General features: G+C 67.6%; 22 protein-coding genes. 7 read left to right on the top strand and 15 right to left on the bottom strand.

What is annotated here, in order from left to right; genetic code table 11:
* Window positions 1-3: 3 nt before the first annotated feature.
* The 3 genes from AC1ROC_RS02220 to sufB are packed head-to-tail and all read right to left on the bottom strand — an operon-like array spanning window position 4 to window position 2,933.
* Window positions 4-327 (bottom strand): non-heme iron oxygenase ferredoxin subunit, encoded by a 324-nt coding sequence (locus AC1ROC_RS02220; RefSeq protein WP_373270206.1) that lies wholly within the window; start codon window positions 325-327, stop codon window positions 4-6.
* Window positions 327-1,514, bottom strand: coding sequence for a Fe-S cluster assembly protein SufD (gene sufD / locus AC1ROC_RS02215; protein ID WP_492997800.1), 1,188 nt, complete (start codon window positions 1,512-1,514; stop codon window positions 327-329). The genes AC1ROC_RS02220 and sufD overlap by 1 nt, the downstream gene beginning before the upstream one ends.
* Complete coding sequence (gene sufB, locus AC1ROC_RS02210; protein ID WP_168689502.1) at window positions 1,515-2,933, bottom strand: Fe-S cluster assembly protein SufB; 1,419 nt, start codon at window positions 2,931-2,933, stop codon at window positions 1,515-1,517.
* Between the two features lie 292 nt (window positions 2,934-3,225).
* Between sufB and AC1ROC_RS02205 the strand changes: the two genes are divergently transcribed.
* Window positions 3,226-4,173, top strand: coding sequence for a COX15/CtaA family protein (locus AC1ROC_RS02205; protein ID WP_492997798.1), 948 nt, complete (start codon window positions 3,226-3,228; stop codon window positions 4,171-4,173).
* Here AC1ROC_RS02205 and AC1ROC_RS02200 read toward each other — a convergent pair.
* A complete protein-coding gene (locus AC1ROC_RS02200; RefSeq protein WP_085371169.1) occupies window positions 4,144-4,701 on the bottom strand; it encodes a GNAT family N-acetyltransferase in 558 nt (185 codons plus the stop codon). The two genes, AC1ROC_RS02205 and AC1ROC_RS02200, sit on opposite strands and share 30 nt — an antisense overlap.
* Before the next feature lie 2 nt (window positions 4,702-4,703).
* Window positions 4,704-5,624: a heme o synthase gene (locus AC1ROC_RS02195; RefSeq protein ID WP_085371168.1), complete on the bottom strand. Its 921-nt coding sequence runs from the start codon at window positions 5,622-5,624 to the stop codon at window positions 4,704-4,706.
* 295 nt (window positions 5,625-5,919) lie between these two features.
* On the opposite strand from AC1ROC_RS02195, the gene tkt reads away from it, so the two are divergent.
* The 6 genes from tkt to pgl are packed head-to-tail and all read left to right on the top strand — an operon-like array spanning window position 5,920 to window position 14,055.
* The gene (tkt, locus tag AC1ROC_RS02190) at window positions 5,920-8,013 is read left to right on the top strand and encodes a transketolase (protein ID WP_085371167.1); all 2,094 of its coding nucleotides are present in this window, start codon (window positions 5,920-5,922) and stop codon (window positions 8,011-8,013) included.
* 26 nt (window positions 8,014-8,039) lie between these two features.
* Window positions 8,040-9,152 carry a transaldolase gene (gene tal, locus AC1ROC_RS02185; RefSeq protein WP_085371166.1) on the top strand — a complete coding sequence of 371 codons (1,113 nt, stop codon included), beginning with the start codon at window positions 8,040-8,042 and terminating at the stop codon, window positions 9,150-9,152.
* Window positions 9,149-10,759, top strand: coding sequence for a phosphoglucose isomerase-related protein (locus AC1ROC_RS02180; protein WP_085371165.1), 1,611 nt, complete (start codon window positions 9,149-9,151; stop codon window positions 10,757-10,759). The genes tal and AC1ROC_RS02180 overlap by 4 nt, the downstream gene beginning before the upstream one ends.
* A 28-nt stretch (window positions 10,760-10,787) precedes the next feature.
* Window positions 10,788-12,329 (top strand): glucose-6-phosphate dehydrogenase, encoded by a 1,542-nt coding sequence (gene zwf / locus AC1ROC_RS02175; RefSeq protein WP_085371164.1) that lies wholly within the window; start codon window positions 10,788-10,790, stop codon window positions 12,327-12,329.
* Complete coding sequence (locus tag AC1ROC_RS02170) at window positions 12,326-13,288, top strand: glucose-6-phosphate dehydrogenase assembly protein OpcA (protein ID WP_085371163.1); 963 nt, start codon at window positions 12,326-12,328, stop codon at window positions 13,286-13,288. The genes zwf and AC1ROC_RS02170 overlap by 4 nt, the downstream gene beginning before the upstream one ends.
* On the top strand, window positions 13,285-14,055 hold the full coding sequence (pgl, locus tag AC1ROC_RS02165) for a 6-phosphogluconolactonase (protein ID WP_085371162.1): 771 nt from the start codon (window positions 13,285-13,287) through the stop codon (window positions 14,053-14,055). The genes AC1ROC_RS02170 and pgl overlap by 4 nt, the downstream gene beginning before the upstream one ends.
* Window positions 14,056-14,133: 78 nt before the next feature.
* On the opposite strand, the gene AC1ROC_RS02160 is transcribed toward pgl, so the two are convergent.
* The 10 genes from AC1ROC_RS02160 to uvrA form a co-directional block, all read right to left on the bottom strand.
* Window positions 14,134-14,502, bottom strand: coding sequence for an RNA polymerase-binding protein RbpA (locus AC1ROC_RS02160; protein WP_085371161.1), 369 nt, complete (start codon window positions 14,500-14,502; stop codon window positions 14,134-14,136).
* A gap of 28 nt (window positions 14,503-14,530) precedes the next feature.
* On the bottom strand, window positions 14,531-14,782 hold the full coding sequence (gene secG / locus AC1ROC_RS02155) for a preprotein translocase subunit SecG (RefSeq protein ID WP_055894015.1): 252 nt from the start codon (window positions 14,780-14,782) through the stop codon (window positions 14,531-14,533).
* A gap of 69 nt (window positions 14,783-14,851) precedes the next feature.
* Window positions 14,852-15,655 (bottom strand): triose-phosphate isomerase, encoded by an 804-nt coding sequence (gene tpiA / locus AC1ROC_RS02150; RefSeq protein ID WP_085371160.1) that lies wholly within the window; start codon window positions 15,653-15,655, stop codon window positions 14,852-14,854.
* Entirely contained in the window at window positions 15,643-16,860 is a 1,218-nt protein-coding gene (locus tag AC1ROC_RS02145; protein ID WP_085371159.1) for a phosphoglycerate kinase, read from the bottom strand. Before AC1ROC_RS02145 ends, tpiA begins: the two co-directional genes overlap by 13 nt.
* A 15-nt stretch (window positions 16,861-16,875) precedes the next feature.
* Window positions 16,876-17,886, bottom strand: coding sequence for a type I glyceraldehyde-3-phosphate dehydrogenase (gene gap / locus AC1ROC_RS02140; RefSeq protein WP_085371158.1), 1,011 nt, complete (start codon window positions 17,884-17,886; stop codon window positions 16,876-16,878).
* A 103-nt stretch (window positions 17,887-17,989) separates the two neighbouring features.
* Window positions 17,990-18,616 carry a superoxide dismutase gene (locus tag AC1ROC_RS02135; protein WP_055894023.1) on the bottom strand — a complete coding sequence of 209 codons (627 nt, stop codon included), beginning with the start codon at window positions 18,614-18,616 and terminating at the stop codon, window positions 17,990-17,992.
* Between the two features lie 116 nt (window positions 18,617-18,732).
* A complete protein-coding gene (gene whiA, locus AC1ROC_RS02130) occupies window positions 18,733-19,713 on the bottom strand; it encodes a DNA-binding protein WhiA (RefSeq protein WP_085371157.1) in 981 nt (326 codons plus the stop codon).
* 58 nt (window positions 19,714-19,771) lie between these two features.
* Entirely contained in the window at window positions 19,772-20,647 is an 876-nt protein-coding gene (rapZ, locus tag AC1ROC_RS02125; RefSeq protein WP_085371156.1) for an RNase adapter RapZ, read from the bottom strand.
* A gap of 36 nt (window positions 20,648-20,683) precedes the next feature.
* Window positions 20,684-22,690: an excinuclease ABC subunit UvrC gene (uvrC, locus tag AC1ROC_RS02120; protein ID WP_085371155.1), complete on the bottom strand. Its 2,007-nt coding sequence runs from the start codon at window positions 22,688-22,690 to the stop codon at window positions 20,684-20,686.
* A 9-nt stretch (window positions 22,691-22,699) separates the two neighbouring features.
* Window positions 22,700-25,576 (bottom strand): excinuclease ABC subunit UvrA, encoded by a 2,877-nt coding sequence (uvrA, locus tag AC1ROC_RS02115; protein ID WP_492998905.1) that lies wholly within the window; start codon window positions 25,574-25,576, stop codon window positions 22,700-22,702.
* Window positions 25,577-25,664: the final 88 nt, after the last annotated feature.

Here is a 25,664-nt window from a genome sequence, read left to right as displayed (position 1 = left end):
GGACTAAATCTCTTTCGTTGCGTTCGGGTCGATGTAGACGTCACCGTCGATGAGCTCGACCTGGTAGACGGGGACCGGCTCGTACGCCGGTAGGTTCATGGGCTTGCCGGTGAGCAGGGAGAACTGCGAGCCGTGCGCCCAGCACTCGAGCGTGTCGCCCTCGACGAAACCCTCGGACAGCGAGATCTCGCCGTGCGTGCAGGTGTCTCCGATGGCGTGGATGTCTCCCGCCGAGTCCTTGACGACGGCGATGGGGGTGCCGTCGACGACGACGCGGGTGGCCTGATCGACCACCAGCTCGTCGGCGGAGCAGACGCGCGTGCCCATCAGCTCCCCACCGTGACGATGGACGAGAGCTCGGCCTCGATGGCGTCCTGCAGACGCTCCTGCAGCGCGGGAGAGCCGATCTGCTGAACGATCTCGCCGAGGAAGCCGCGGACGACCAGGCGGCGTGCCTCGTCCTCCGTGATTCCGCGGGACTGCAGGTAGAACAGCTGCTCGTCGTCGAAACGGCCGGTGGCGCTGGCGTGGCCCGCCCCGACGATGTCGCCGGTCTCGATCTCCAGGTTCGGCACTGAGTCTGCGCGGGCGCCGTCGGTGAGCACGAGGTTGCGGTTCTGCTCGTAGGTGTCGGTGCCGACGGCCTTCGGGCCGATCAGCACGTCGCCGATCCACACGGTGCGTGCTCCTTCGCCCTGCAGCGCGCCCTTGTACGTGACACGGCTGCGGGTGGCCGGTGCGTCGTGATAGACGTACACCTGCTGTTCGAGGTGCTGGCCGGCGTCGGCGAAGTATGCGCCGAACAGTTCGGCGTCCGCCCGCTCGCCCGCGAGGTGCGCGGACGGGTTGAGCCGCACCACGCCGCCGCCGAGGGTGACCGCGACGTGCTTGAGCAGCGCATCCTGGCCGATGGTGGCGAAGTGGGTGGCGACGTGCAGTGCGTCGTCGTCCCACTCCTGCACGGTCACGACGGTGAGCTGGGCGCCTGCGCCGAGCAGGAACTCGACGTTCTCTGTGAGGTGCGCCGCCCCGCTGTTCAGGAGGATGAGCGTCGCGCGGCTGCCTGGGGCCGCCTCGACGATGGTGTGCGCTGCGCGGGGTGCGCCGCCCAGGGCGGACCTGGTGAGGGTGAACTCCTTGGCGTCGTCTCCCGTGACGGAGATGAGCAGCGCCTCCTGGAAGGCGGTCCAGGCGTTGGCGGACGCGCGGTCTTCCGGGATGCCTGCGCTGCCGATGCGGGCGTCGTCGCGACCGACCCACTCGGCGGTGACGCCGGGTGCGACGCTCGCGTCGAACACGTACGGCGCGCCGTCCAGCTCGCCAGAGATGAGCTCGGCGAGACGGGCGACCGGCGTGTACTTCCAGACGGCCTCGCGGCCGGTGACGTCCGGGAACTCGGAGACGACGGTGGACTTGAAACGGTCGGAGCGGGTCTGAACGGGCACAGCGCTGCGCATGTGCTTCGGCGCTGCCGTTCCCTCGGTTTCGATTGTCTTCGGGGTGGCGGTGGTCATTTAGCCGACAGAGCCTTCCATGCCCATCTCGATGAGCTTGTTGAGTTCGAGTGCGTATTCCATCGGGAGCTCCCTGGCGATCGGCTCGATGAAGCCGCGCACGATCATGGCCATGGCCTCGTCCTCCGGAAGCCCACGGGACATCAGGTAGAAGAGCTGCTCCTCGCTCACGCGCGACACGGTCGCCTCGTGGCCGAGCTGCACGTCGTCGACGCGGATGTCGATGGCCGGATACGTGTCCGAGCGCGAGATCGAGTCGACCAGCAGGGCGTCGCAACGGACGGTGTTCGCGGCGTGGTGCGCATTCGCATCCACCCGCACCTCACCGCGGTAGCCTGCGCGGCCGCCACCCCGGGCGATCGACTTCGAAACGATCGACGACTGCGTGTACGGAGCCATGTGGATCATCTTCGCGCCGGCGTCCTGGTGCTGGCCGGGGCCGGCGAACGCGACGGACAGGGTCTCGCCCTTGGCGTGCTCCCCCATCAGGTAGATCGACGGGTACTTCATCGTGACCTTGGACCCGATGTTGCCGTCGATCCACTCCATCGTCGCGCCCTCAGCGGCGGTCGCGCGCTTGGTGACGAGGTTGTAGACGTTGTTCGACCAGTTCTGGATGGTCGTGTACCGGACGCGCGCGTTCTTCTTCACGATGATCTCGACCACAGCGGAGTGCAGCGAGTCGGACTTGTAGATCGGGGCCGTGCAACCCTCGATGTAGTGCACGTAGCTGCCCTCGTCCGCGATGATCAGGGTGCGCTCGAACTGCCCCATGTTCTCGGTGTTGATGCGGAAGTAGGCCTGCAGCGGGATCTCGACGTGGACGCCCTTGGGGACGTAGACGAACGAGCCGCCCGACCAGACGGCCGTGTTCAGCGCGGCGAACTTGTTGTCGCCGGCCGGGATGACCGTTCCGAAGTACTCCTGGAAGATCTCCGGGTGCTGCTTCAGAGCGGTGTCGGTGTCGAGGAAGATGACGCCCTGCTGCTCCAGGTCCTCGCGGATCTGGTGGTAGACGACCTCGGACTCGTACTGGGCGGCGACACCGGCGACGAGACGCTGGCGCTCCGCCTCGGGGATGCCGAGCTTCTCGTAGGTGTTGCGGATGTCCTCCGGCAGGTCTTCCCAGGTCTGGGCCTGCTTCTCGGTGGACCGCACGAAGTACTTGATGTTGTCGAAGTCGATCTCGGAGAGATCGGCGCCCCAGGTGGGCATCGGCTTGCGCTCGAAGAGCTGCAGCGCCTTGAGGCGACGCTCGCGCATCCAGTCCGGCTCGTTCTTGAGCGCGGAGATATCGGTCACCACCTCTGGCGAGATCCCTCGGCGCGCGGACTGCCCGGCTGCGTCGGAGTCCGCCCAGCCGAACTCGTATTGCCCAAGGCTGTCGAGTTCGGGGCGGTCGATCAGGATGTCTGACATATCTACCTCGTTTCCTTCCACTCGTAACCGGCTATCATTCCGGCTCATTCCCCCCGCCCCGGTCGAATTCACGACTGGCACGAGTGTCCTGATTGTGCGGGTGGCTGGTGTGCGTACCTAAACTGTTCGGAGACTCAGGCATCGTCGCCCCGGCTGCATGGCACTGCAGGCACGCGCCTTTCCAGCGCGTTTCTCGAACCCACCAATTCTACAGGTGCAGACCGGTAATAGTAGAGACGCGCCTGCGCGTTGCCCGAGTATCCGATCCAGAAGCAAGGAAACCAGACCCAGAATGAACCGCATCATCGCCTGGCTGCCCGACCGTGTCGATGTCCGGCTCAAGGTCATCGCGTGGATCTACCTCGTCGGGCAGATCATCCTGGTCGGCACGGGTGGTCTGGTGCGTCTGACGTCGAGCGGCCTCGGCTGCCCGACCTGGCCCAAGTGCACGGCCGACTCGCTGGTCAACACGCCCGAGATGGGCATCCACGGTGTCATCGAGTTCGGCAACCGCCTTCTCGGCATCCTGCTCGGGATCGTCGCCATCGTCGCGTTCGTCGCCATCCTGCGGCTGCGCAAGGAGCGTCCAGACCTGTTCTGGCTCACCCTGCTCGCCGGGCTCGGCATCCCGGCCCAGGCGGTCATCGGCGGTCTGAGCGTCCTCACCGACCTGAACCCGTACGTCGTCGGACTGCACTTCGTGGTGTCCATCGTGCTCGTCGCCCTCTGCACGACCTTCCTCTTCCGGCTCTACACGACACCCGGCCCCCGGATGCGCGCCGTGCCCGCCTGGTTCGCCGTCGTCACCCACATCACCAGCTTCGTGGTCGCCGTCACGATCCTGGTCGGCATCCTCACCACGGGATCCGGCCCGCACGCCGGAGACGCGAAGGCTCCCCGCAACGACCTGAACCCCGAGATCCTGCAGCACGTGCACGCCATCCCGGCCTACGTCACGTTCGCGCTGACGCTGGTGCTCGTGGTCGCATCCCTGCGCTTCACCGCCACCAAGGTCCGGCGCTACGCCGCCCTGCTCCTCGTGGTGGAGCTGGTGCAGATCGCGGTCGGCCTGATCCAGGCCAACACCGGGCTGCCCGGCGTGCTGGTCGGGGTCCACATGATGCTGGCCGCGAGCCTCGCCGCGGCGATGACGGCCGTGGTGCTGTCGCTGAAAGCGCCCGTCGCGGGCAACGCCGCGGCGGACGCAACGTCAGTCGAGCGCGGGGCCGCTGTCGCCTGACGCCGGTCGTTCGAGCACGCCGAACAGCGCCTCCCTGGCGTCGCCGCGGATGTCCACGGCGTGCGGGCTGCGCTCGTCGAACGCGAAGCCCACCGCGGTCGCGAGGCGCTTGCTCGCCTCGTTGCCGACCAGGTACTCCCAGCGCAGGCGGGTGAGGCCCAGTCCCTCCGGGGCGAAGGCGTACGACAGGATGCGCGCGAGCGCCTCCCGCATGTAGCCGTGACCCCGCGCATCCGGTGCCTGCCAGCAGCCGACGGAGGCGGAGCCCGTGGCCTCGTCCCTGCGCACCTCGATCGTGCCGAGCAGCGGTCCGTCGTCGATCCGGAGCGCCCAGACGCAGAAGCGTCCGCTCGCCGCGCCGTGCGGCACGTAGCTGCGGACGAAGAACTCCGCGTCCTCCCGCGTGTACGGAGACGGGATCGGGATCCACTGCTGCACGACCGCGTCGCTGCACGCGGCGAAGACCGCGTCGATGTCCGACTCGCGCGGCGCATCCAGAACGAGGCGTTCCGTGCGCAGCGCGGTCATGGTCAGAACGGCAGCAGCGGGTCGATCGCGACGGCCAGGAAGATCAGCGTCAGGTAGGCGATGGAGCCGTGGAACACGCGCATCGGCGAGACGGCGGCGTGGCGGATCGCCAGGTTGTACAGCCGGTGCGACTCGTAGAGGAACCAGCCGCCGACCACCACGGAGATCGTGGTGTAGACGAGACCCATGTGCGCCACCGGGATGAGCAGCAGCGAGCAGGCGACCATCGCCCAGGCGTAGAGGATGACCTGCAGACCAACCACGGCGCGGCCGCGGACGACGGCGAGCATGGGGACGCCGGCCTCCTTGTAGTCGTCGCGGTACTTCATCGACAGTGGCCAGTAGTGCGGGGGCGTCCAGAGGAAGATGACGCCGAACAGGATGAACGCCGGCCAGTCGAGCGAGCCGGTCACGGCCGCCCAGCCGATCAGCACGGGCATGCAGCCCGCGATGCCGCCCCAGACGATGTTCTGCGGGGTGCGGCGCTTGAGGATCAGCGTGTAGAAGACCACGTAGAGCAGGATCGCGACGAGCGAAAGCCCCGCTGCGAGCCAGTTCGTGAAGAAGCCGAGGACCAGCACGGAGGCGACGCCGAGCGCGTACGCGAAGACCAGCGCCTCACGGTCGCTGAGCTCCCCGGTGACGAGCGGGCGGTTCTTCGTGCGCTTCATCACGCGGTCGATGTCGCGGTCGATGTAGCAGTTGAACGCCCCGGCAGAACCGGCGGACATGTATCCGCCGACCACCGTCGCGAGCACCAGCAGCAGGTTCGGGATGCCGTGGGCGGCGAGGATCATCGTCGGCACCGTCGTCACGAGAAGTAACTCGACGACACGCGGTTTCGTCAGCGAGAAGTAGGCCTTGACCTTGCGGGCGACGCCGATTCGGCCCGATTCGACACGGCTTTCTACAGCGACGTCCATTGCTCCTCTAACGATTCGTCCGACTCCCCCAGTGATTCTAGGATACCCGTCCGATGACTCCTCCCCCGCCTACTCCGGCGACGGGTTATCCACAACCGGCTGAGGGAACACCCCACGTTTCGGGTGTGTTACCTATACTTGGAGGTGCTCGCCAGCCGGACCCGAACATCCATGCATCCTTTTGTAGGAGTCGCACGGATGCAGTCCGGCGCCGATGACGTCCACGGCGCGCACTACCTACACCGGTGCGGGACCACGACGGCCCTCACCATATCTACGAAGGGTCAGTTTTCACGTGGCAGCTCTGCAATGGGATCCCATTGACAACAAGGCAGTAGACACCGCTCGCGTTCTCGCGGCGGACGCGGTCGAGAAGGTGGGCAACGGGCATCCCGGAACCGCCATGAGCCTCGCTCCGGCCGCTTACCTGCTGTTCCAGAAGGTGATGCGCCGCGATCCGCACGACCAGCACTGGCTCGGACGCGACCGCTTCATCCTCTCGGCGGGCCACAGCTCGCTGACCCAGTACATCCAGCTGTACTTCGGCGGATACGGTCTCGAGCTCGACGACCTCGAGAAGCTCCGCACCTGGGGCTCCCTCACGCCGGGCCACCCCGAGGTCGGCCACACCGACGGCGTCGAGATCACCACCGGCCCGCTCGGCCAGGGCATCTCGTCCTCCGTCGGTTTCGCATACGCGAGCCGGTTCGAGCGCGGCCTGTTCGACCCGGACGCCGAGCCGGGCACGAGCCCGTTCGACCACTTCGTCTACGTCATCGCCGGCGACGGCGACCTGCAGGAGGGCGTGAGCAGCGAGGCATCCTCGCTCGCCGGCCACCAGCAGCTCGGCAACCTCATCGCGATCTACGACAGCAACCAGATCTCGATCGAGGACGACACAAACATCGCCTTCACCGAAGACGTCAAGGCGCGCTACGAGGCGTACCACTGGCACGTCCAGGTCGTCGACTGGAAGAAGACGGGCGTCTACGAGGAAGACGTGCAGGAGCTGCACGACGCCATCGAGGCGGCCAAGGGCGTCACCGACAAGCCGTCGCTGATCATCCTCAAGACGATCATCGGCTGGCCGGCCCCCAAGAAGCAGAACACGGGCAAGATCCACGGTTCGGCTCTCGGCACCGACGAGCTGCGCGCCGTCAAGGAGGTCCTCGGCTTCGACCCCGACAAGAACTTCGACGTCGCCCCCGAGGTCATCGAGCACACCCGCAAGGCCGTCGAGCGCGGCGCGGAGCAGCGTGCGGAGTGGCAGAAGGGCTTCGACGCCTGGGCGGCAGCGAACCCGGAGCGCAAGCAGCTCCTCGACCGTCTGCTCACCGGAGAACTCCCCGAGGGCGTCGAGGCTGCCCTCCCGGTGTTCGAGGCCGGCAAGGACATCTCGACCCGCGCGGCGAGCGGCAAGGTGCTCAACGCACTCGGCCCGATCATCCCCGAGCTGTGGGGCGGTTCGGCCGACCTCGCAGAGTCGAACAACACGACCATCGAGGGCGCGGCGTCGTTCGTCCCGTCCGAGCACTCGACGCACGAGTGGACGGGCAACCCATACGGTCGCGTCCTGCACTTCGGCATCCGTGAGCACGCGATGGCGGCCATCCTGAACGGCATCGTGCTGCACGGCCCGACGCGTCCGTTCGGCGGCACGTTCCTGATCTTCAGCGACTACATGCGCCCCGCCGTCCGTCTGGCAGCGCTCATGAAGGCGCCGTCGATCTTCGTCTGGACGCACGACTCCGTCGCCCTCGGCGAGGACGGCCCGACGCACCAGCCGATCGAGCAGCTCTCGACGCTCCGCGCCATCCCGCAGCTCGACGTGGTCCGCCCCGGAGACGCCAACGAGGTCGCGTACGCCTGGAAGACCATCCTGGAACGCCGCAAGGGACCGGCCGGCATCGCGCTGACCCGTCAGAACATCCCGGTGTTCGAGCGCGGTGACGGCGAGGCGAGCGGCGACACGTTCGCGTCCGCCGCCAACGTCTCCAAGGGCGCGTACGTGCTCGCCGAGGCGCCGAACGGCACCCCGGACGTGCTGCTGATCGCCACGGGCTCCGAGCTCCAGATCGCCGTCGAGACCCGCGAGGTCCTGCGGGGAGAGGGCATCAACGCGCGCGTCATCTCCGCACCGAGCCTCGAGTGGTTCGAAGAGCAGAGCGACGAGTACAAGGAATCCGTGCTGCCCTCCGCCGTCAAGGCCCGCGTCTCGATCGAGGCAGGCCTCGCGCTCAGCTGGCGCTCGTACGTGGGCGACCACGGCCGCAGCGTCTCGATCGAGCACTTCGGCGCATCGGCCGACTACAAGACGCTGTTCCGCGAGTTCGGGATGACCACCGAGCACGCCGTCGCCGCAGCCAAGGAATCGCTCGCGTCGCTCTGACGCGGGACAAGAGGAGATAGAAGAAAATGACAGACTCCACCCCCACCGCCCAGCTTTCGGCCGCAGGCGTCAGCATCTGGCTCGACGACCTGTCGCGTGAGCGCATCAACTCCGGCGGACTGCAGAAGCTCATCGCGGAGAAGAACGTGGTCGGCGTGACCACCAACCCGACGATCTTCGCAACGGCACTCTCCAACGGAGAGGCGTACGACGCGCAGGTGCGCGAGCTCGCAGCGGCCGGCACCAGCGTCACCGACGCGGTCTTCGAGATCACGACGGACGACGTCGCCACCGCCAGCGACATCTTCAACGAGGTCTTCGAGCAGACCGAGGGAACCGACGGCCGCGTGTCGATCGAGGTCGAGCCCGGCCTCGCACACGACGCAGCGGGCACCATCGCCGAGGCCAAGAAGCTCGCGGCCAAGGTGAACAAGCCCAACGTGCTCATCAAGATCCCCGCGACCGTCGAGGGCCTCGAGGCCATCACGGAGACCATCGGAGCCGGGATCAGCGTCAACGTCACGCTGATCTTCAGCCTCGACCGCTACCGCGGCGTGATCGAGGCGTACCTCGCCGGTCTCGAGAAGGCTCAGGCCGCAGGCATCGACCTCTCCGGCATCCAGTCGGTCGCCTCGTTCTTCGTGTCGCGCGTCGACACCGAGATCGACAAGCGCCTGTCCGCGATCGGCACCGACGAGGCGCTCGCGCTCAAGAGCAAGGCGGGCGTCGCGAACGCACGCCTCGCGTACCAGGTCTACGAGGAGGCGTTCGCGACCGACCGTGCCAAGGCACTCGTCGCAGCAGGCGCCAACGAGCAGCGCCCGCTCTGGGCGTCCACGGGCGTCAAGGACCCGAGCCTGCCCGACACCCTGTACGTCACCGAACTCGTCGCCCCGAACACGGTCAACACCATGCCGGAGAAGACGCTCGACGCGACCTTCGACCACGGCGTGATCACCGGCGACACCGTCACCGGCAACTACGCGGACGCGCAGGCCGTGCTCGACAAGCTCGCAGCGCTCGGCGTGGACTACGACGATGTCACCGCCGTCCTCGAGAAGGAGGGCGTCGAGAAGTTCGTCGTCTCCTGGAACGAGCTGCTGGACACCGTGACCGCAGCTCTCGAGGCAGCGAAGTGACGTTCCGCATCCACGTCACCGGCGCCACCGCCGATGCCGTGAAGGCCGTGGTCCCGCAGCTCGTCGCAGACCGCGTCGCGTCCGGGATCACCGCACAGGACCCCGCACTGTGGGGCCCTGCTGCCGAAGCCGAGGCGGCCAAGCGCCTCGGCTGGACGGAGGCCGTCGCGATCTCCCGTCCGCTGGTCGCCGAGATCACCGCCCTGCGCGAGGAACTCCACGCCAAGGGCGTCGACCACATCGTGCTCGGCGGCATGGGCGGCTCGTCGCTCGCTCCGGAGGTCATCACCAGGACGGCGGAGGCCGAGCTGACCGTGCTCGACTCCACCGACCCCGGCCAGGTGCTCTCCGCGCTGCGCGACCGCCTCGCCGCGACCGCCGTCGTCATCTCGAGCAAGTCGGGTTCGACCCTCGAGACCGACAGCCAGCGTCGCGTCTACGAGAAGTGGTTCCGCGACGCAGGTATCGACCCCGCTGAGCGCATCGTGGTCGTCACCGACCCCGGATCGCCGCTGGACGCCTCCGCTCGCGAGGCCGGCTACCGCGTGTTCAACGCCGACCCCAACGTCGGCGGACGATACTCGGCGCTCACCGCGTTCGGTCTCGTGCCGTCCGGGCTCGCCGGTGTCGACATCGCCGAGCTGCTCGACGAGGCAGAGGCCACGCTGATCGAGCTCGCCGTCGACAACGACGAGAACCCGGGCCTCGTGCTCGGCGCAGCGATCGCCGGCACGAACCCGCTCAAGGACAAGCTCGGCATCATCGCCGACGGCACGCACATCGTCGGCTTCGCCGACTGGGCCGAGCAGCTGATCGCGGAGTCCACGGGCAAGGAAGGCACCGGCCTTCTCCCCGTGGTCCTCGACCCGCTCTCCCCCGAGGTCGGAGAGAACCTCCCCGACCTGCAGATCGTGCGGCTCGTCGACAACGCGGAGGCTCACCACCTGTTCCCCGCCAACCGCCACGATGGCGAGATCCTCGTCTCCGGCAGCCTCGGCGCACAGCTCATCGTCTGGGAGTACGCCGTTGCCGTCGCCGGCCGCCTGCTCGGGATCAACCCGTTCGACCAGCCGGACGTGGAGGCCGCCAAGGTCGCCGCACGCGCGCTGCTCGACAGCCGTCCGGAGCCCGCCGCCCCCGCGTTCGTCGCGAACGGCGTCGAGGTCCGCACCACGGGCGACTTCCTGAACGGCGCGACCACCCTCGACGCCGCAGTGGATGCGCTGCTCGCCCAGCTCGGACCGGACGGCTACGTCTCCATCCAGGCATACGTCGACCGTCTCGCCCTCCCGCAGCTCGCCGGGATGCGCGACCTCCTCGCCGCCAAGGCCAAGCGTCCGGTGACGTTCGGCTGGGGACCCCGCTTCCTGCACTCCACCGGCCAGTTCCACAAGGGCGGCCCCGCCGTCGGCGTGTTCCTGCAGATCACGGCCGACGCGCCGGAAGACCTGGAGATCCCCGACCGTCCGTTCACCTTCGGCCAGCTCATCCAGGCCCAGGCGGCAGGCGACGCGAGCGTGCTCGGCGAGCACGGCCGTCCCGTCCTGACCCTGAACCTGACGAACCCCGAGGCGAGTGTCGTCTCGCTGTTCGAGGCCGTCAACTAACAGCGTCATCGTCCTGACTAGGAGCTCAATGTCCCCGGTGGAAATCACCCCGGAGTTCAATCCCCTGCGGTTGCCCTCCGATCGCCGACTGAATCGCATCGCCGGCCCGAGCAGCCTCATCATCTTCGGCGTGACAGGTGACCTGTCACGCAAGAAGCTGATGCCGGCTGTCTACGACCTCGCCAACCGTGGCCTGCTGCCGCCTGGCTTCTCGCTCGTCGGGTTCGCCCGCCGCGACTGGGAGGACCAGGACTTCGAGAAGGTCGTCTACGACGCCGTGAAGCAGTACGCACGCACGCCGTTCGAAGACGACGTCTGGAAGCAGCTGGCCCAGGGCATCCGGTTCGTGCCGGGTGAGTTCGACGACGACGCCGCGTTCGAGCGTCTCAAGAACACGGTCGAGGAGCTCGACAAGGAACGCGGAACGATGGGCAACCACGCGTTCTACCTGTCGATCCCCCCGAAGGCGTTCCCGCTCGTCACCGAGCAGCTGCGCAAGTCCGGCCTCGCCGACCAGTCGGAGACCGGCTGGCGCCGCGTCGTCATCGAGAAGCCGTTCGGAAGCGACCTCAAGACGGCACGCGAGCTCAACGCCGTCGTCGAGTCGGTCTTCCCGGCCGACTCGGTGTTCCGCATCGACCACTACCTCGGCAAGGAGACGGTCCAGAACATCCTGGCGCTGCGCTTCGCGAACGAGCTGTACGAGCCGATCTGGAACGCCAACTACGTCGACCACGTGCAGATCACGATGGCGGAGGACATCGGCGTCGGCGGCCGGGCAGGGTATTACGACGGAATCGGCGCCGCCCGCGACGTCATCCAGAACCACCTGCTCCAGCTGCTCGCGCTGACCGCGATGGAGGAGCCCATCTCCTTCGACGCGGCCGACCTGCGCGCCGAGAAGGAGAAGATCCTCGCGGCGGTGCGCCTGCCGAAGGATCTGGGCACCTCCACCGCCCGCGGTCAGTATTCCAGCGGGTGGCAGGGCGGCGAGAAGGTCGTCGGTTTCCTGGAGGAGGACGGGATGAACCCGGAGTCCACCACGGAGACCTACGCGGCGATCAAGCTGGAGATCGGCACCCGCCGCTGGGCCGGCGTGCCGTTCTACCTGCGTGCAGGCAAGCGGCTCGGCCGCCGTGTGACCGAGATCGCCGTCGTCTTCAAGCGCGCTCCGCAGCAGCTGTTCGCGGAGAGCCAGACGTCGGCCCTCGGTCAGAACGCGCTCGTCATCCGCGTGCAGCCGGACGAGGGTGTCACCATCCGCTTCGGCTCCAAGGTGCCGGGCGCCGGCATGCAGGTGCGCGACGTGAGCATGGACTTCGGCTACGGCCACGCGTTCACCGAGGCGAGCCCCGAGGCGTACGAGAGGCTCATCCTGGACGTGCTGCTCGGCGACCCGCCCCTGTTCCCCCGTCATGAAGAGGTCGAGCTCTCCTGGAAGATCCTCGACCCGATCGAAGAATTCTGGGCGACCCAGGGCCAGCCGGAGCAGTACCGGCCCGGCACCTGGGGCCCGAGCTCCGCGGACGAGCTTCTCGCCCGCGACGGCCGCGTTTGGAGGCGTCCATGATCGTCGATCTGCCCGATACCACCACGAGCAACATCTCGAAGGCCCTCGTCAAGATCCGTGAGGAGGGCGGCGCCGTTGCTCTCGGCCGCGTGCTCACCCTGGTGATCGCGACGCACCTCGGCCAGGAGGAGGAGGCCATCGAGGCCGCCAACGACGCCTCCCGCGAGCACCCGATGCGCGTGATCGTCGTCTCCACCGAGGAGGAGCGCACCTCCAACGGCGACGGCAGGCTCGACGCGCAGATCCGCGTCGGCGGAGACGCCGGCGCGAGCGAGGTCATCGTGCTCCGTGCATATGGAGAGACCGCCAGCGACGAGGAGGGCCTCGTGACGGGGCTCCTGCTCCCGGATGCCCCTGTGGTCGTCTGGTGGCCCGGGATCGCCCCCGAGGTGGTCTCGAAGTCTCCGCTCGGCCGCATCGCGACCCGTCGCATCACGGACGCGTCCGCGCAGCCGGACCCGCAGTCCGCGCTGCGTCACCTGTCGAAGACGTACGCCCCCGGCGACACCGACTTCGCCTGGACCAGGCTCACCCTGTGGCGCGCCCAGCTCGCCGCCGTGCTCGACCAGCCGCCGTACGAGCCGATCACGGCCGTCGAGGTCGCCGGCGCCGCCGACTCCCCGTCGACCATGCTGCTCGCGTCCTGGCTGGCGCTGCAGCTCCAGGTGCCTGTCCAGTACGACCTGACCTCGCGGGCCACCGGCTCCAGCGGCATCCACGGTGTGCGCATGCAGCGCGCATCCGGGGTCATCGAACTGGAGCGCGAGGTCCCGAACGTCGCCAGGCTGTCGCAGCCGAACCAGCCGACGCACGACCTCTCGCTGCCCCGCCGCAGCCTGCGCGACTGCCTCGCCGAGGAATTGCGTAGGCTGGACCCTGATGATCTGTACGGTGAGGTGATCACCAGAGGCCTCGACCAGCTCGAGACCGCCGACCAGGGAGCGGGCGCCACAGCATGACCAACGAACGCAGGGTGCTCGTCCACCCCGACAAGCAGGCGCTCACCGGATCGGTCGCCGCGCGTTTCCTCACCAAGACCGTCGACATCCTCGACGAGCTGGACGAGGCGAACATCGCGCTGACCGGCGGCTCCGTCGGCATCGCGGTGCTCGAAGCCATCAACGCGTCGCCCGCCAGGGACAGCGTCGACTGGTCGAAGGTCCACTTCTGGTGGGGCGACGAGCGGTTCGTCGAGAAGGCCAGCGAAGACAGGAACGAGCGGCAGGCCCGCGAGGCCCTGCTCGACCACATCGCCGTGCCGCCGGAGAACATCCACCCGTTCCCGGCGTCGGATGAGATCGCCGACATCGACGAGGCCGCCTCGGTGTACGCCGCCGAGCTGGAGGCGTTCGCGCAGGACGGCGCTCGCGCCCCCCGGTTCGACATCACCTTCCTCGGCGTCGGTCCGGACGGTCACATCGCGTCGCTGTTCCCCGACCGCGCCGGCATCCGGGAGACGGAGGCCACGGTGATCGCCGAGCGCGATTCCCCCAAGCCGCCGCCGGCCCGCCTCAGCCTGACGCGTCCGGTGCTCAACGCCTCCGACCGCATCTGGCTGGTGCTCGCCGGAAGCGACAAGGCCAGCGCGCTCGGGCTCGCCCTCGCGGGCGCCAGCTACACCGAGGTCCCCGTCGCGGGAGCCAAGGGACGCAAGCGCACGGTGTTCTTCGTCGACCAGGATGCGGCCGTCGACGTGCCGGAGAACCTGATCGCTCCGAGCTACTGACACCTCGCCGCGGCAACCCGCCACACCACGAAGAAGCCCCGCCGGTCATTGACCGGCGGGGCTTCTTCGTGTGTGCTGCTAGTTGGTGGGGCTCAGCTTGCCGCGGCGCGCGCGGAGCTGGTTGAGCGCGTCTTCGAGAAGCTGCTCCGCCTCTTCCTCCGTACGGCGCTCCTTCACGTATGCGAGGTGCGTCTTGTACGGCTCGAGCTTCGCCACCGACGGCGGGTTCTCCTTGTCGCGACCGGCGGGAAGACCCGACGACGGCGAATCGATGACCTCGGGGATCTCCTCCTCGGGGAGGTTCGCCGCGAAGTGACGGACCGTCTCGTTGCCGAGTGCGTCCCAGTAAGAGATGGTGATGCGCTCAGCGTGGAATCCACGATCCTGCTCCCCCATCGGGCCGGCGCCGACGCGCGAACCCCGAATTGCACTTCCTCCGGATGCCATGCTGCTCCTCGTTGTGACCTATGGACGCTTACGCGCCGGAATCGAACTTGGTGATGAGTCCGAGCACGACGATGCAGATGATCCAGACGAGCCCGAGAACCACGGTGATGCGGTTCAGGTTGCGCTCGGCTACACCGGATGCGCCGAGGTTGGACGTGACGCCGCCACCGAACATGTCGGAGAGACCGCCACCGCGCCCCTTGTGCAGGAGGATGAGCAGCGTCAGCAGGAGGCTGGTGATGCCCAGCAGGACCTGCAGGACGACCTGGAGAATTTGCACGACGTACCTTTCGCAAAGCACCCGGGGCTCAGCGCCCGGGAAGACCAACGACCAGTATAACCGGTGGGGTCAGAGTCCGACGTGCTTCTGGTATCGCACGATGCTCGCGAACTCGGCCACATCGAGGCTCGCGCCTCCGACGAGGGCGCCGTCCACGTTCGGTTCGCGCATGTAGCTCGCGATGTTGCCGGACTTGACGGAGCCGCCGTAGAGGATGCGCGTCTTGGCCGCGACGTCCTCACCGAGCACCTCGACCAGCACGGCGCGGAGCGCGGCGCAGACCTGCTCGGCCTGTTCCGGCGTTGCAGCCTGGCCGGAGCCGATGGCCCAGACCGGCTCGTAGGCGACCACCAGGTCGGCGGCGGAGGACACGTTCGCGAGTGCGGCGCGCAACTGGGCGACGGGCACGGCGCTCGCGCCGTGGACCTCCAGGTCTTCTGCCGTCTCGCCGACGCAGATGATCGGCGCCAGGTTGTGCGCGAGCGCTGCGGCGACCTTTCCTGCGACCTGCTCGTCGGTCTCACCGTGCAGCGTGCGCCGCTCGGAGTGGCCGATGATGACGTAGCGGCACTCGAGCTGCGCGAGGAAGGTCGCGGAGATCTCGCCGGTGTACGCGCCGGACTCGTGCTCGGAGACGTCCTGCGCGCCGAAGGCGAGCGGGAGCTTGTCGGCGGACACGAGCGTCTGCACGCTGCGCAGGTCGGTGAACGGCGGGAACACCGCGACCTCGACACTGGCGAAGTCGTGGTTGGCGTCCTTCAGGCTCCACGCGAGCTTCTGGACGAACGCGATCGCCTGCAGGTGATCGAGGTTCATCTTCCAGTTGCCCGCGATGAGCGGCGTACGCCGCACAGAAGAGCTCACTGCTGCCATCCGAGGACCTCCAGTCCCGGCAGGTGCTTGCCCTCGAGGAACTCGAGGCTCGCACCGCCACCCGTAGAAATGTGACCGAACTGGTCGTCTGAGAAACCGAGTGCGCGCACGGCGGCCGCCGAGTCGCCTCCGCCGACGACGCCGAGGCCGTCGACCTCGGTGAGCGCCTGCGCGACGGCCTTGGTGCCCGCCGCGAACGGCGCGAGCTCGAACACGCCCATCGGTCCGTTCCAGAACACCGTGCGCGAACGGCGGATGTACTCGCCGAACAGCGTGCCCGTCTCCGGGCCGATGTCGAGGCCGAGCCCCGCAGAGCCCCAGTCGGTGTCTTCGATGCCGTCGATCGGGCGCACGACGTGCTCGGCGTCCGCACCGAACTTCGACGCGACGACCACATCCCGTGGCAGCACGATCTCGACACCGAGCTCCTTCGCCGTGGCGAGGTAGCCCTTGACGGTGTCGATCTGGTCGGCCTCGAGCAGGCTGGAGCCGACCTTGTGGCCGAGAGCGGCGAGGAAGGTGAAGAGCATCCCGCCGCCGATCAGCAGGGAGTCGACGCGCGGGAGCAGGTGGCCGATGACGCCGAGCTTGTCGGAGACCTTCGACCCGCCGAGGACCACGGCGTACGGACGCTCCGGGTTCTCGGTGAGGCGGTCGAGCACATCCAGCTCGGTGGCGATCAGCTGGCCGGCCGCGCTCGGAAGAGCCTTGGCGAGCTCGTAGACGCTCGCCTGCTTGCGGTGCACGACACCGAAGCCGTCGGAGACGAACGCGTCTCCGAACGCGGCGAGTTTCGCCGCGAACGCCTGGCGCTCCGCCTCGTCTTTGCTGGTCTCGCCCGGGTTGAACCGGAGGTTCTCCAGCAGGGCGACATCGCCGTCCTGCAGGCCGGAGACCGCATCCTGGGCGCCGGAGCCGACGGTGTCCTTGGCGAAGGTCACCGGCTTGCCCAGCAGCTCGGAGAGCCGCTGGGCAACCGGCGCCAGGCTGTACTTCGCATCCGGGGCGCCCTCCGGGCGTCCCAGGTGGGAGATGACGACCACCTTCGCGCCCTGATTGATCAGGGCGTTCAGGGTGGGAATCGACGCTCGCACGCGGCCATCGTCCGTGATCTGGCCGTCCTTCAGAGGGACGTTCAGATCACAGCGGACGATGACCAGCTTGCCGGCGAGCGAACCGAGTGAATCAAGTGTGCGGAGCGTCACGTCGGTTCCCTGTCGTTAGAGGCGCTCGGCCACGTACTCGGTCAGGTCGACGAGACGGTTGGAGTAACCCCACTCGTTGTCGTACCAGGACGCGACCTTGACCTGCGTGCCGCCGATGACCTTGGTCAGGCCGGCGTCGAAGATCGACGAGTGCGGGTCGCTGACGATGTCGGTGGAGACGATCGGGTCCTCGGTGTACTTGAGGATGCCCTTGAGGGGACCCTCGGCAGCAGCCTTGTACGCCGCGTTGACCTGCTCGACCGTCACCGGGCTGCCGACCTCGACCGTGAGGTCGGTGATCGAGCCGGTGATGACCGGGACGCGGAGGGCGTAGCCGTCGAGCTTGCCGACGAGCTCCGGGATGACCAGGCCGAGAGCCTTGGCGGCACCGGTCGAGGTCGGGATGATGTTGGCAGCGGCTGCGCGCGCACGGCGGAGGTCGCTGTGCGGGCCGTCCTGCAGGTTCTGGTCTGCGGTGTACGCGTGGACCGTGGTCATGAGACCGCGCTCGATGCCGAAGTTGTCGAGCAGGACCTTGGCGAGCGGCGCGAGGCAGTTCGTGGTGCACGACGCGTTCGAGAGGATGTCGCTCACGGCGCTGTCGTAGGTCTCCTCGTTGACGCCGAGGACGATCGTGGCGACGTCGTCACCGGTCGCGGGGGCGGAGACGATGACCTTCTTGGCACCGCCGGCGATGTGCTTGCGCGCATCCTCCGACTTGGTGAAGCGGCCGGTCGACTCGATGACGATGTCGACGCCCAGCTCGCCCCAGGGGAGGTTGGCGGGGTCGCGCTCTTCGAGGACCTTGATGGCCTTGCCGTTGACGATGATGTTGTCGCCGTCGAGCTCGACCGTGGCGTCCAGACGACCGGTGATCGAGTCGTACTTGAGCAGGTGCGCAAGCGCCTTGTTGTCGGTCAGGTCGTTGACGGCGACGATCTCGAGGTCGCTGCCCTTGGCCAGAGCGGCACGGAAGAAGTTACGACCAATGCGACCGAACCCGTTGATTCCGATCTTTACGGACACAGATGTCTCCAGTTACTTGATGGGCGCCCGACGGGCGCGGTGTTGTGGGTAGGGAGCGGACGGCGGTGTCCCGGGCGGCGAACCATCCGGGACACCGTTCCCGCTATGACAGTAGCAGCAGGCCAGAGGTCTTCTCGCGCGCCCGCGTGAAGCGCTCCTGAACATCGCCCCAGTTGGTGATGTTCCAGAATGCCTTGACGTAATCCGCCTTGACATTCACGTAGTCCAGGTAGAACGCGTGCTCCCACATGTCGAGGAGCAGCAGCGGCACGGTGGCTGCTGCGAGATTGCCCTGGTGGTCGTACAGCTGCTCGATGATGAGCTTCTGGCCGAGCGAATCCCAGGCCAGGATCGACCATCCGGAGCCCTGGATGCCCAGAGCGGACGCCGTGAAGTGCGCGCGGAACTTGTCGAACGACCCGAAGAACTCGTCGATCGCGGCCGCGAGCTCACCGGTCGGCTTGTCGCCGCCGTCCGGCGACAGGTTGTTCCAGAACACCGTGTGGTTCACGTGACCGGCGAGGTTGAACGCCAGGTCTTTCTGGAGCTTGTTGACGTTGCCGAGGTCGTCGGCGTCGCGTGCTTCGGCCAGCTTGGCGATGGCGGTGTTCGCACCGTCGACGTACGCCTTGTGGTGCTTGTCGTGGTGCAGCTCCATGATCCGACCGCTGATGTTCGGCTCAAGCGCCGAATAATCGTATGGAAGGTCTGCGAGCGTGTAGTCAGCCATTACTCATCTCCTCATTTGGTTCCCGGCGCGATCCGTTCACACCGGGCTTCGAGCGACATTTCCAGTCTAGTAACGCCAACCGAGTTGGCCAGGGTTTGCTTCCCCGTCGAACAGACTCAGACTTCGTCGAGGTCGGACGGGAGGTTGGCCTCCGTGCCGGGGATGCCGAGGTCGACGGCCTTTTTGTCCGCCATCGCCAGCAGCCTCCTGATGCGCCCGGCGACCGCGTCCTTGGTCATCGGCGGGTCGGCGTGGTGGCCGAGCTCGTCGAGGCTGGAGTCGCGGAAGTTGAGGCGCAGCTCCCCCGCGTACCGCAGGTGCTCCGGCACGTCGTCGCCGAGGATCTCGAGTGCGCGCTCGACGCGGGCGCAGGCGGCGACGGCGGCCTGGGCGGAGCGGCGCAGGTTGGCGTCGTCGAAGTTCACGAGGCGGTTGGCCGTTGCACGGACCTCGCGGCGCTGACGCAGCTGCTCCCAGTTCTCGACGGTCTTCGCCGCGCCCATGTGCACGAGCATGGCGCTGATGGCGTCGCCGTCGCGGATCACGACGCGGTGCACGCCGCGGACCTCGCGGGCCTTTGCTGCCACGCCGAGGCGGCCGGCGGCACCGACGAGCGCCATCGCGGACTCGTTGCCCGGGCAGGTGATCTCCAGCGCGGCAGAGCGACCGGGGTCGGTGAGGGATCCGCTGGCGAGGAACGCACCGCGCCAGACGGCGGCGAGCTCCTCGCGGGAACCCGTGGTGAGACGGTTCGGGAGGCCGCGGATCGGGCGGCGGCGCGCATCCAGCAGTCCCGTCTGGCGGGCGAGGGTCTCTCCGCCGTCGAGCACGCGGACGAGGTACTGGCTGGTGCGCCGCAGACCGGACGCGGAGATGACGGAGACCTCGCTGCGGACGCCGTACAGCTCCGCGAGGTCTTTACGGACGCGGCGGGCGAGTTCCGGAGTGTCCAGCTCGCTCTCGACCGCGATGCGGCCGCTGATCAGGTGCAGGCCACCCGAGAACCGCAGGATGGTCGCGAGTTCGGCTGCCCGGACGGTGGTCTTGCTGACCTCGACCTTCGTGAGTTCGTCTTTGACGTCGGCGGTGAGAGCCAATCGGGTTCCTTTTCTGTTCGAACGGCCTGTCGTGGGGCCGTGGAGGCTGTGGCCGGCTTCATTCACGGCCGAGGTCGCGGTGTTTTGTGTTCACCGCGAGCCCAGGGATCTCTTTCAACCGGGTAGCGAGCTCTTCCGCAATCGCCACGGACCGGTGTTTTCCCCCCGTGCAGCCTACCGCGATCGTGGCGTGCCGTTTGTTCTCACGCTGGTAACCGTCGAGGATCGGGCGCAGAGCACTGACGTACGCGTCGATGAATTCCGCGGCGCCGCGCTGTTCGAGGACGAAGTCGCGCACGACGGCGTCGAGCCCCGTGAAGGGGCGCAGTTCCGGGTTCCAGAAGGGGTTGGGCAGGAAGCGCGCATCCGTCACCAGGTCGGCGTCGGCCGGCAGGCCGTACTTGAATCCGAAACTCATCAGCGTCACCTGCACACCCGCTGTGTTCTCCGCGGCGAAGGTCTCCGTGATGTTCGTGGCGAGCTGGTGGATGTTCAGGTCGGAGGTGTCGACGATGATGTCGCTCGCCTCGCGGATCTCGCGCAACCGCGTGCGCTCCGCGGTGATGCCGTCGAGGATCGTGCCGTCGCCCTGCAGCGGATGGGGTCTCCGCACCTGCTCGAACCGCCGCACCAGTACCGCGTCCGTCGCTTCGAGGAACAGCACGCGCACCTTGGTGCCCTCGCGCAGGCTCTGGATGAGGTCGCGCAGGTCGACGAAGAAGTTGCGGCCGCGCACATCCACCACCGCGGCGATGCGCGGCAGACCGGACTCAGCCCGATTGGCCAGCTCGATCAGCGGCCGGAGCATCTGCGGGGGAAGGTTGTCGACGACGTACCAGTCGAGGTCTTCGAGCGCGTTGGCGACCGTCGACCTCCCTGCTCCCGACATCCCGGTCACGATCAGCACTTCCTGCTGCTCGGTGTCGGTGCTCATCAGCCTTGTCCTCCGCTCGAAAGGTGTCCCCCAAGCCTAGCGACTGGCGAGTCGTTCATGGATGGCGGACGCCAGGGTCGGTCCGACGCCGCGCACGGCGGCGATCTCGTCCGGAGTCGCCTTCCTGAGCTGCGCCACGGAGCCGAAATGCTTCAGCAGCTCCTTGACCCTGGACGGGCCGAGGCCGGGGATCTCGCCGAGCACCGAGCCGATGTCGCGCTTGCGCTTGGCGCGCTGGTACGTGATGGCGAACCGGTGCGCCTCGTCGCGGATGCGCTGGATGAGGAACAGCGCGTCGCTGTTGCGCGGCAGGATCACCGGGAAGTCGGAGTCCGGCAGCCAGATCTCCTCGAGACGCTTGGCGATGCCGACCAGTTGGATGCCCTGCACGCCGGACTCCTCCAGCGCGCGCCTGGCCGCAGCCACCTGGGGCTGGCCGCCGTCGACGATGAGCAGGTTGGGCGGGTACGCGAACTTCTTGCGCCGCTTTTCCGCCGCCTCCGCGAGCTCGGCGTCGATGTCGATCTCTGGATCGTCGCCGGCGTCGTCGGTCTGAACGCCGGCGGCGCGAGCAGCACCCGTCTGCGCGCCCTCCGCCCCCGGCTCGGCGAACTCCGCCTCCGGGTTCTTCAGGTACGCCAGCCTGCGCGTGATCACCTGGTAGATCGACTCGGTGTCGTCCGTCGACTCCGGGATGCTGAACCGCCGGTACTGGTCCTTCCTCGGCAGCCCGTCCTCGAACACGACCATCGAGGCCACGATGTTGGTGCCGCTGAGGTGCGAGACGTCGTAGCACTCCATCCGGAGGGGAGCATCCGGCATGCCGAGCGCATCCTGGATGTCGTTGAGCGCCTTGGACCTGGCCACGAAGTCGGAGCTGCGCCTCGTCTTGTAGAGCACGAGAGCGTTCTTGGCGTTCATCTCGACGGTCTGGGCGAGCGCCGCCTTGTCTCCGCGCTGCGCCACCCGCAGCTCGACCCGTCCGGTGAGGCGTCCGCGCGGTGCTCCCGGGTCGCCGATCTCGTGGCGGCGGGCCGTGAGCCACTGCTCGAGTTCGATGGCGTCGTCCGGCAGCTCCGGCACGAGGATCTCGCGCGGCGGAGCATCCGATCCCTCGTACGCGTTCTGCACCACGGTCTCGACGAGGTCGCCGAGTTCGACGTCGAGCTCCTTGTCGACCACCCAGCTGCGCACACCCCGGATGCGGCCTCCGCGCACGATGAACTGCTGCACGGCGGCGGCCAACTCGTCGTGCGCGATACCGAACACGTCGGCGTCCACGTTGTCGGGAAGCACGACGGCGCTCTTGCCCATCGCCGCTTCGAGAGCCTGGATCGCGTCACGGTGGCGGGCGGCGGCCTCGTAGTCCTGCGTGCTCGCGGCCTGCTTCATCCGCTCGGTCATCACCCGGATGTACTTGGTGTCGTTGCCCGCCATGAACGAGACGAAGTCCTCGGCCAGCTCGCGATGATCCTCCGGGCTGATCCGCCCGACGCAGGGAGCTGCGCACTTGCCGATATCGCCGAGCAGGCACGGACGCCCGGTGAGCTCCGCCCTGCGGTAGACGCCGTCGGAGCAGCTGCGCATCGGGAACGCCTTGAGCATCAGGTCGACCGTGTCCCTGATCGCCCAGACCTTCGTGTACGGCCCGAAGTACCGCGCGTCCTTCACGCCACGGTTGCGCGTGACCATCACCCGCGGGATGCGGTCCCCCAGTGTCACCGCCAGGTACGGGTACGACTTGTCGTCCCGGAACTGCACGTTGAACGGCGGGTTGAACTCCTTGATCCAGGTGTATTCGAGCTGCAGCGCCTCGAACTCGGTCGCCACGACCGTCCACTCCACCGACGCCGCGGTGGTCACCATGCGCCTGGTGCGCTCGTGCAGGCTGCGGAGCGGCTGGAAGTAGTTGCTCAGCCGCGCCCGCAGGTTCTTGGCCTTGCCGACGTAGAGCACGCGCCTGTTGGCGTCGCGGAACCGGTACACCCCGGGCTGGGTCGGGATCTCACCGGCTTTCGGCCGGTAGCTGACGGTGTCTGCCACGCGCCCGGCCTACGCGGCGCCCCGGGCGCTCTCGCCCTGGAGGATCTCCTTGAGGAAGTATCCGGTGTGGCTGCCCGGCGTTTCCGCCACGCGCTCCGGCGTTCCGGTCGCGATGACTTCTCCGCCGCCTGCTCCGCCCTCCGGCCCCATGTCGATGATCCAGTCCGCGGACTTGATCACGTCGAGGTTGTGCTCGATGACGATCACGGTGTTGCCCTTGTCGAGCAGCCCGTTCAGCACCAGAAGGAGCTTGCGGACGTCTTCGAAGTGCAGACCGGTGGTCGGCTCGTCGAGAACGTACACGCTGCGCCCGTTGGAGCGGCGCTGCAGCTCGGTGGCGAGCTTGACGCGCTGCGCCTCGCCGCCGGAGAGCGTCGTGGCGCTCTGGCCGAGCCTGACGTAGCCGAGACCCACATCCACGAGGGTCTGCAGGAAGCGGTGGATCGCCGAGATCGGCCGGAAGAACTCCGCGGCCTCGCTGATCGGCATGTCGAGCACCTCGGCGATGTTCTTGCCCTTGTAGTGCACGGACAGGGTGTCGCGGTTGTACCGCGCTCCCCCGCACACCTCGCACGCCACGTAGACGTCGGGCAGGAAGTTCATCTCGATCTTGATCGTGCCGTCTCCGGAGCACGCCTCGCAGCGCCCGCCCTTGACGTTGAAGCTGAACCGGCCGGGCAGGTAGCCGCGCGACTTCGCCTCCATCGTCTCGGAGAACAGCGTGCGGATGCGGTCGAAGACGCCGGTGTACGTCGCCGGGTTGGAGCGCGGCGTGCGTCCGATCGGCGCCTGGTCGACGTGCACGACCTTGTCGAGGTTCTCAAGCCCGGTGACGGCCTTGTGCTTGCCCGGCAGCTTGCGTGCGCCGTTGAGCTTGTTGGCCAGCACCCGATACAGGATGTCGTTGACCAGCGACGACTTGCCGGACCCGCTCACGCCCGTGACGGCGACGAACGTGCCGAGCGGGAAGTCGACCGTGACCTTCTTGAGGTTGTTGGCCTCGGCGCCGACCACGGAGATCATGCGCTTCTTGTCGATCTTGCGACGCTTGGCCGGGATCTCGATCTCCTTGCGGCCGGAGAGGTAGTCGCCGGTGAGCGAATCCCTGTTCTCCAGCAGCTCGTCGTACGAGCCCGAGTGCACGACGTGACCGCCGTTGACGCCGGCGCCCGGTCCGATGTCGACCACCCAGTCGGCGGTGCGGATGGTGTCTTCGTCGTGCTCGACCACGATCAGCGTGTTCCCCAGGTCGCGCAGTGCGACGAGGGTGTCGATCAGACGGCGGTTGTCGCGCTGGTGCAGGCCGATGCTCGGCTCGTCGAGCACATAGAGCACGCCGGTGAGCCCAGAGCCGATCTGCGTCGCCAACCGGATGCGCTGGGCCTCGCCACCCGACAGAGTGGCGGCTGCGCGCGACAGGTCGAGGTAGTTGAGCCCGACCTGGATGAGGAAGTCGAGACGCAGCTTGATCTCGCGCAGCACCTGGGCGGCGATCTTCTCCTCGCGCTCGGTGAGGTGCAGCTTGTCCATGAACACCCGGGCATCGCTCAAGCTCAGCTCGGACGCGTCGGCGATGCTCGCGCCGTGCACGAGGACGGCGAGGACTTCGGGCTTCAGCCGCTTGCCGCCGCACACGGAGCACGGCACCTCGCGGAGGTACTCCGCCCAGCGCGCACGCTGCGTGTCGGTCTCGGCCTGCAGGTATTGGCGCTCGATGTACGGCACGACGCCCTCGAAGCCCGAGGTGTAGCTCATCTCACGGCCGTAGCGGTTCTTCCACTTGACCTTGACCTCGAAGTTGTCGCCGCGCATGACCGCGTTGCGCACCTCGTCCGGGAGCTTCTTCCACGGCGTCTTCAGCGAGAACTTGAGGTCGCGGGCCAGCCCGTCGAGCAGCTTCTCGTAGTACTGGAACAGCCCCTTGCCCTGCGTGGTCCACGGCACGATGACGCCGTCGGCGATGCTGAGGTCTTCGTCGCCGAGCAGCAGGTCTTCATCCACCGCCATGCGCGTGCCGAGGCCGGAGCACTCCGGGCAGGCGCCGAACGGCGCGTTGAACGAGAAGGTTCGCGGCTCGATCTCGGTGAGCTGGATGGGGTGGTTGTTGGGACAGGACAGCTTCTCGCTGAAGGTGCGCCACGCATCCGGGCCCTCTCCGTCGACGAAGTTGACCTGGACCAGCCCGTCGGTGAGCCGCAGCGCGGTCTCCAGGGAGTCGGTGAGGCGGCTCAGGATGTCCGGCCCGGCGACCAGACGGTCGACGACCACCGAGATGTCGTGCTTGTACTGCTTCTTGAGCGTCGGCGGCTCGCTGAGCTGGATCTGCTGGCCGTCGACGATGGCGCGCGAGTATCCGGATGCCGCGAGCTCCTTGAAGAGGTCGACGAACTCGCCCTTCTTCTGCGAGACGACGGGGCTGACCACCTGGTAGCGCCTGCCCGCTTCGAGCTCCATCAGCTGGTCCGCGATCTGCTGCACGGTCTGGCGCTGGATGGGCTCGCCGCAGACGGGGCAGTGCGGGACGCCGATGCGCGCCCAGAGCAGACGCATGTAGTCGTAGATCTCGGTGATCGTTCCGACCGTGGACCGCGGGTTGCGGTTGGTGGACTTCTGGTCGATCGACACGGCGGGGCTCAGGCCCTCGATGAAGTCGACATCCGGTCGGTCGACCTGCCCGAGGAACTGCCTGGCGTACGCCGACAGCGACTCGACGTATCGGCGCTGCCCCTCGGCGAAGATCGTGTCGAAGGCGAGCGACGACTTGCCGGAACCGGACAGCCCGGTGAAGACCACGAGCGAGTCCCTCGGGATCTCGAGGTCGACGTTGTGCAGGTTGTGCACCCGCGCTCCTCGCACGCTGAGGTGTGAACCCGTCACCTTGCCCATAACCACCCGATCAATTTCAGTCACTCGATCAATTCTCCGCTACTCGTCGCCCCAGGTCGGCTGTGTTCGCCCAGCGCAGATCGCACGC

Source organism: Leifsonia sp. GW821-FHT13C05 (genome assembly GCF_058806515.1).
Note: the sequence above shows the minus strand (reverse complement) of the source record. Positions and strands in the feature narration are given on the sequence as shown.